Origin of the sequence: Erwinia sp. V71 (genome assembly GCF_965644245.1) — a bacterium.
Taxonomy (GTDB): Bacteria; Pseudomonadota; Gammaproteobacteria; order Enterobacterales; family Enterobacteriaceae; genus Erwinia.
This window is the reverse complement of the sequence record NZ_CBFFRK010000180.1, coordinates 1-6,049: the sequence shown is the minus strand read 5'-3', so window position 1 is coordinate 6,049 and position 6,049 is coordinate 1. Positions and strand designations below refer to the sequence as shown.

8 protein-coding genes are annotated in these 6,049 nt (G+C 52.8%); 5 read left to right on the top strand and 3 right to left on the bottom strand.

Going from position 1 to position 6,049, the window contains the following annotated elements; genetic code table 11:
* The first annotated feature begins 42 nt into the window (after positions 1-42).
* From ACSZO1_RS21420 to ACSZO1_RS21410, 3 genes are read left to right on the top strand one after another with little or no spacing between them, the layout of a single operon-like run.
* A complete protein-coding gene (locus tag ACSZO1_RS21420) occupies positions 43-366 on the top strand; it encodes a MobC family plasmid mobilization relaxosome protein (protein ID WP_437616264.1) in 324 nt (107 codons plus the stop codon).
* Positions 356-1,858: a plasmid mobilization relaxase MbeA gene (gene mbeA / locus ACSZO1_RS21415; RefSeq protein ID WP_437616262.1), complete on the top strand. Its 1,503-nt coding sequence runs from the start codon at positions 356-358 to the stop codon at positions 1,856-1,858. The genes ACSZO1_RS21420 and mbeA overlap by 11 nt, the downstream gene beginning before the upstream one ends.
* Positions 1,859-1,897: 39 nt before the next feature.
* On the top strand, positions 1,898-2,344 hold the full coding sequence (locus ACSZO1_RS21410; RefSeq protein ID WP_437616260.1) for a regulatory protein RecX: 447 nt from the start codon (positions 1,898-1,900) through the stop codon (positions 2,342-2,344).
* A 24-nt stretch (positions 2,345-2,368) separates the two neighbouring features.
* Here the strand turns inward: ACSZO1_RS21410 and ACSZO1_RS21405 are convergent, their stop codons facing one another.
* Positions 2,369-2,767, bottom strand: coding sequence for a hypothetical protein (locus tag ACSZO1_RS21405; RefSeq protein WP_437616258.1), 399 nt, complete (start codon positions 2,765-2,767; stop codon positions 2,369-2,371).
* Between the two features lie 238 nt (positions 2,768-3,005).
* Between ACSZO1_RS21405 and ACSZO1_RS21400 the strand changes: the two genes are divergently transcribed.
* Positions 3,006-3,497, top strand: a complete 492-nt coding sequence (locus ACSZO1_RS21400; RefSeq protein WP_437616256.1) for an N-acetyltransferase family protein — start codon at positions 3,006-3,008, stop codon at positions 3,495-3,497.
* 82 nt (positions 3,498-3,579) lie between these two features.
* Here ACSZO1_RS21400 and ACSZO1_RS21395 read toward each other — a convergent pair whose 3' ends face one another.
* Positions 3,580-3,999 (bottom strand): bleomycin resistance protein, encoded by a 420-nt coding sequence (locus ACSZO1_RS21395; protein ID WP_437616254.1) that lies wholly within the window; start codon positions 3,997-3,999, stop codon positions 3,580-3,582.
* A 101-nt stretch (positions 4,000-4,100) separates the two neighbouring features.
* On the opposite strand from ACSZO1_RS21395, the gene ACSZO1_RS21390 reads away from it, so the two are divergent.
* Complete coding sequence (locus ACSZO1_RS21390; protein WP_437616252.1) at positions 4,101-4,496, top strand: VOC family protein; 396 nt, start codon at positions 4,101-4,103, stop codon at positions 4,494-4,496.
* Between the two features lie 118 nt (positions 4,497-4,614).
* On the opposite strand, the gene ACSZO1_RS21385 is transcribed toward ACSZO1_RS21390, so the two are convergent.
* Complete coding sequence (locus ACSZO1_RS21385) at positions 4,615-5,106, bottom strand: lysozyme inhibitor LprI family protein (RefSeq protein ID WP_437616251.1); 492 nt, start codon at positions 5,104-5,106, stop codon at positions 4,615-4,617.
* Positions 5,107-6,049 lie beyond the last annotated feature (943 nt).

Genomic DNA, 6,049 nt, shown 5'->3' with positions numbered 1-6,049 from the left:
CGGCGTTATCAGGAGGCCGGATTGGCAGACAAACGCAGCAAAATGCTCACGATGTGGGTGACCGAAGATGAGCACCGCCGTCTGCTGGAACGCTGCGACGGTAAGCAGCTTGCAGTCTGGATGCGCCAGACGTGCCTGGACGAGAAGCCCGCCCGCGCCGGCAGACTTCCGTCGCTCTCGCCGGCGCTGCTGCGTCAGCTTGCCGGCATGGGTAACAACCTCAACCAGATTGCCCGGCAGGTTAACGGCGGTGGCGGAAGCGGACACGACCGCGTGCAGGTTGTCGCCGCGCTGATGGCCATCGATGCCGGACTTGAACGGCTGCGGCACGCCGTGCTGGAAAAGGGGGCAGAGGATGATCGTTAAGTTTCATCCCCGGGGGCGCGGCGGTGGTGCCGGGCCGGTGGATTATCTGCTGGGCAAAGACCGCCAGCGCGACGGTGCCAGCGTTCTGCAGGGGAAGCCGGAGGAAATCCGGGAGCTTATTGACGCCTCGCCCTACGCAAAAAAATACACCTCCGGCGTCCTGTCCTTTGCCGAACAGGACTTACCGCCCGGCCAGCGTGAAAAGCTGATGGCGAGCTTCGAGCGGGTTCTGATGCCCGGACTCGATAAAGACCAGTACAGCGTGCTGTGGGTTGAGCACCAGGACAAGGGACGGCTTGAGCTGAACTTCCTGATCCCGAACACGGAGCTGCTGACCGGCAGGCGTCTCCAGCCGTATTACGATCGCGCCGACCGTCCGCGCATCGATGCCTGGCAGACCATCGTGAACGGCAGGCTGGGGCTGCACGACCCGAACGCGCCGGAAAACCGGCGGGCGCTGGTCACGCCGTCCGCGCTGCCGGAAGCGAAGCAGGATGCCACCCAGGCGATTACGCGGGGTTTACTGGCCTTAGCCTCGTCCGGGGGGCTGAAAACCCGTCAGGACGTCACTGAGGCGCTGGAAAGCGCAGGTTTTGAGGTGGTGCGCACCACGAAAAGCAGCATCAGCATTGCCGACCCGGACGGGGGGCGAAACATCCGACTGAAGGGAGCCATCTATGAACAGTCTTTTAACGCTGGCGAAGGACTTAGAGCAGAAATCGAAAGCGCAGCAGCAGAGTACCGGCGAGATGCTGAAAGCCGCATTCAGCGAGCACGAGCAGTCTGTCAGAGCGGAACTGAGCGAAAGCGAGAAGAGAATCAGCGCCGCCATCCTCGACCACGACCGGAAGCTGTCCTCAGCCATGAGCCAGCGTACGAAAGGGATGCTGCGCATGGTCAGCCAGACGTGGCTGACCATCGTCCTGGTTTCCGTGCTGCTGATCGCCTCGAGCGCGGGCATTCTGTGGTGGCAGAGCCAGCAGATACTCGACAACTACACGATCATCCGGGAGCAGAAGAGCACGCAGGCGATGCTGTCGGAGCGGAACAGCGGCGTGCAGCTTTCGACCTGCGGCGAGCAGAGACGCCGCTGCGTGAGGGTGAGCCCGGAAGCGGGACGGTTCGGAGAGGATTCGAGCTGGATGATACTGGCGGGGAAATAGCACATGACGGAACTGGAAAAACAGTTGCTGAGCGCATTAGAGCAGCTACAGCAGGACTACTCGAAAAGGCTGGACGAGTGGGAGAGCGCCTTCGCGGAATGGCGGACGATGTCTGGTCTTATGCAACGGGAGAACGCGGCGCTGAGCGAGCGCGTCACGGGCTTGAGCAGGCAGGTGCAGAGTTTGAGCGATCAGCTGCGCCGGTTGTCGTGAGATTAAATGGCATCGAGGCATACCGGGAGCAGGAGCGCGCGGCGCAGCACCAGAAAGCGCTGGAGCTGGAACGGTCGCAGCGCCAGAAAACGTACGATGGCCCGTCGCTGGGTTAAAAGTCGTTATGTGGCTGACCATAAAACGAGGGAAAATTAATGAAGCCGGATGAACTTTATGAACACGCAGTCTCTCTTCTTGCCCGCAAGGACTACAGCAACGGTGAAATGCGCAGGGCTTTACACCATATGACAGATGACGGGATGACTGTGGAAACTGTCATTGCCCGTCTTCGTGACAGCGACTATCTGAACGATCAGCGTATTGCTGAAAATATGGTGTCCCGTTTTTTGCGAAAACAGTATGGTCCGACCCGAATCAGGCAGGAGCTTCGACAGAAAGGTATCGATCAGGAGGTGACTGAAAAGACAATCAAAGACTGTGATATGGACTGGTTTCAGATGGCATCAGACTGCCGGATTAAAAAATTTGGTGATGAGTATCCTTCCGATTCCAGAGAGAAAGGGCGTCAGATACGATTCCTGCAAAGTCGCGGATTTTCGATGGATATGATCATCGAAGCCATCACACCACAGGAAGACTGACGCTTACGCTTCATTTCTTTATTTTCAGTGTGTCAGCTTGTTAAGCGTGATCGGAATATCAACGATAAGTGGCGTTTCCTGCTTTGCCTCCTCGCTGATTGCCTGTCGTTTTATCAAAGTCAGAAAGTGCGGCGATACCGTCCATCGCCCACCTGTTTCGGAGTGTACGGACACTGTTTTTTTGTTGAGACGGATGATGATTCCTGTGACTTCTTTCTGATCATTACCGGTGAAGCGTACCACGTCACCCAGCCGGAATTGCGTCATATTCTGCTGTGCACGTTGTTGTTGCAGGATCCGGAGACGTTCGACAATACACTGATTCAGTGCGCGCAGTTCGCTTTCGCTCAGGGTACTGACGAGTTCCTGGATATTACGCGGTTTTTGATTTGGTCTGCCGCCATTTTTTGGATTACGGGACATGAAGTTTTAGCCATCTGGTGACAAATGTTACCCGAAATTTTACCACAGCCACTGTTATGCATAGTCATGCAGACGCGCAGAAATCATCAGGGGCGTTTTGCGAGGATCCGGACAGGGAAAAGTGCCGGAAACGACCCTTTCGCCGCAGAAGCGCGCTGAGGGCCTCTCAGGGGGTGCGGGCAAGAGATGTTATGGTAAATAGGTGTGATACACCGACTGTAAAAATAAAGGGATACGTATGAAAATCGAGATCTGCGGGGATTCGGATATTCCGGATCTAGCGAGAGTTTTTGTCGAAATGGAATCCTATTACTTTGGGAGTGAGGCTGCCAGCTATGACGAAATGCTCTCTTATCTGACCAACCGTGTTTTCTCCGCCTATTCGGGTGTGACCGTTCTGGGGGCATGGAAAGACGGAGAGCTCGTCGGGTTTGCCACGTTTACGCTGATGTTCCCTGCGCCAAAGTGCTCCGGGCAGGCGTACATGAAAGATCTCTTCACATCAGCGGCGGTGAGAGGCCAGGGGGTCGGTAAATCACTCATGCGATTTATCGCGACTTTCGCAGTTGAACATGGCTGCACACGTTTTGACTGGACTGCTGAAACAACCAACCCGAAAGCTGCCGAATTTTACTTGTCACTTGGAGCTTCTATGGTCGAAGAAAAGCAGTATTTCCGATTAGAACATCAGAATTTAGCGGCGTTTGTTATGCAGAACGCACATTCCTAAATCCCATTCTGCCGGCTCAACGGCACTACGTGTCCGGTAAATGCGAGTGACCGGCAGGGTCTCGTGAGAAAGAGCGGAATCTCTACTCAATGTACTGGCTGAAACGCAGAAGGTATCCATCCGGATCCTGCACGAGAAATTCTCTCTGGCAGGCGATTGTTTCGCCGGTGTTGTAATGGTTATCGCTGAGACCCCGATACAGCGTTATGCCATGCGCATTTAAACGGGCGAATATCTGTTCAATGTCGTCCACTTCTATTTGGAAATTTACGCCGCGTCCCAGCGGTCTGGTGAGTTCTGCCGTATTCCACGCTCCTGGATGATACTGCTCAAGCATTAGTTGCGCTTCGCCAAGGTTGATATAGGCAAACTCCGGCTCTGTGCGCCTGATCATGATGCTGAATCCAAGCACATCGGTATAGAAGCTAAGGGAAGCGGGAAGATCTGTTACGGTCAGCTCGGGAACCATGCGGTTCCAGTAGGGTTCGTTCATGTCAGTCATTTTTTCATCCTCTTTTGACTGACGCAGCATACACCAGATGGCTTGTGCGGGGTTCGTGGCCGGGATGTTATGGTAAATCAGGATAAAAAAGAGAGGTGTTTATGGCATTGCAGCATATGAGGATAGCTAGACCTGTTAGCGCACTCAGCAAAAGCTGTGAAATGTACTGTAACGGGCTTGGGTTAGAAAAAATCGGTGCTTTTACAGATCACGATGGATTCAGCGGATACATGTTAGGACTGAATGGCTTGTCCTGGCACCTTGAGTTTACCCAGTGCCATGATCATCCGGTGCTACCTTCACCCTCAAATGAAGATCTCCTGGTTCTGTACATTCCTGAGAAAGACAGTTGGCGAACCACCTGTGAAAATATGGATGATGCTGGTTTCGCTAGAGTTAAATCATTCAATCCCTACTGGGATCGCGATGGTGTTACCTTCGAGGATATGGATGGATACAGAGTTGTTATCCAAAACATGCACTGGGGCAAGCTCTGAGTCTCAGTTCGTGGCCGGGATGTTATGGTGAAAATGTGCAACCAGCATGTTCAATCTGTTTCAGGAGGCAGATTTTGTCCTTACGGAAAATATGTTTTTTGTACTGTGTTCTGTTAAGTCATTCGGCGTTATGGAATAGTGGTTCCGGCAACACTGGTGGTGTCGAGTCTTCATAGCGCAGCCAGTTCTGCCACTGATTATGAATCCGTAGTTCAATCAGGGCTATTTCACGGTCAGTAGCTTTAACTCCCCGGATGGTGCCTTCCCGCCAGTCTACATCCGTAGCATGTGATGCCGTCTCAATCAGAACGTCCCACGCCTTGTTTTCTGCCTCAAAAGCATCAAGGGTCTGGTTATCCTGTTTGGCTGAAATACGCTGACGTGCCATGCTTACATACTTCGCTTCAACAGACTCAACTGCATCACGTTTAGTGCCCATACAATCATTCATATCAATCGTCGTCTGCTGGGGGTTGTCAGGGCAAGCTATCTCAAAAGTTTCGGCATTATCCTTCAGTACACTGCTTGGCAGCGGAGCCTCGGCATAACTGTGTAAGCCGTATCCTAATAAAATAGCTAGCGTGATTAGTCGATAGTGTAGTTGAGTCATTGTAGGAACTTATTAAACGTCATGGATGCATTAACAGTAACCCGACTGGAAGGTAAATAACATTCAGTATGAGTATGAGGTTGGATCTTAACTGTTAAAAAAAATTCCAATAAAAACCTAATGCCCCCGTGGTGGGTATATAAAAATCACGGGGAGCGTAGCGACCTTCGTCTAGCTCTTTTCTTGTTTTTCTCACCCTGCAAAAGGTTTGATTGTGTGGGTGTAGTGTCAGACCTTCGCAATCACACTTCACCGCTTGCTGCTGCCTTGTTCGCTCATTTTATCAGGTGCCAGTTATCGTACTGCGAGACGGGGTAGAGCTTAACTCTTTCGCGGTTAAGTTACGTACCCACCGTTTGCCTGTTTATCCTGCCGGAGTCCGGGGCGTAGACCTGAGCGTCCAAGGTGCAGATATGATTTTAATGTCGTTGAATGGTATTAAGCTGGTAGTGACATGGCTAGCCAGCCCTGCTAGGATTAGATTGCGACGTCTGATTCCCAGCAGGTATCTGCACGAATTAGAGTACCGAAGCCCTGTGATTATGTCACGGGGCTTTTGTACATCTGGGGCTTGAAAATTTCATTATCCCTCCAGCTATATCTCTGCAACGACCGCCGCAGTCTCACGACAGGAGCGTAGCTACCGAGTGAGGGAGGAGGCGTCATTTCATCCTTATCTGTATGTTGCACTTACGCCCCGTAGCCTCATTTTCCCCTGCCACATGAAGCACTTTCCTGAATTCCCACTTCGATTTACCATCTTAAGCCAGTATACACTCCGCTAGCGCTACGTGACTGGTTCAGGGCTGCGCCCCGAAACCCGCTAAAAGCCACTGACGCGCCTGCGGCTTGTCCAACACCGCGCCGACCGGGAAAAGATTTCCCGCCCGTCCCGGCGTTATCAGGAGGCCGGATTGGCAGACAAACGCAGCAAAATGCTCAC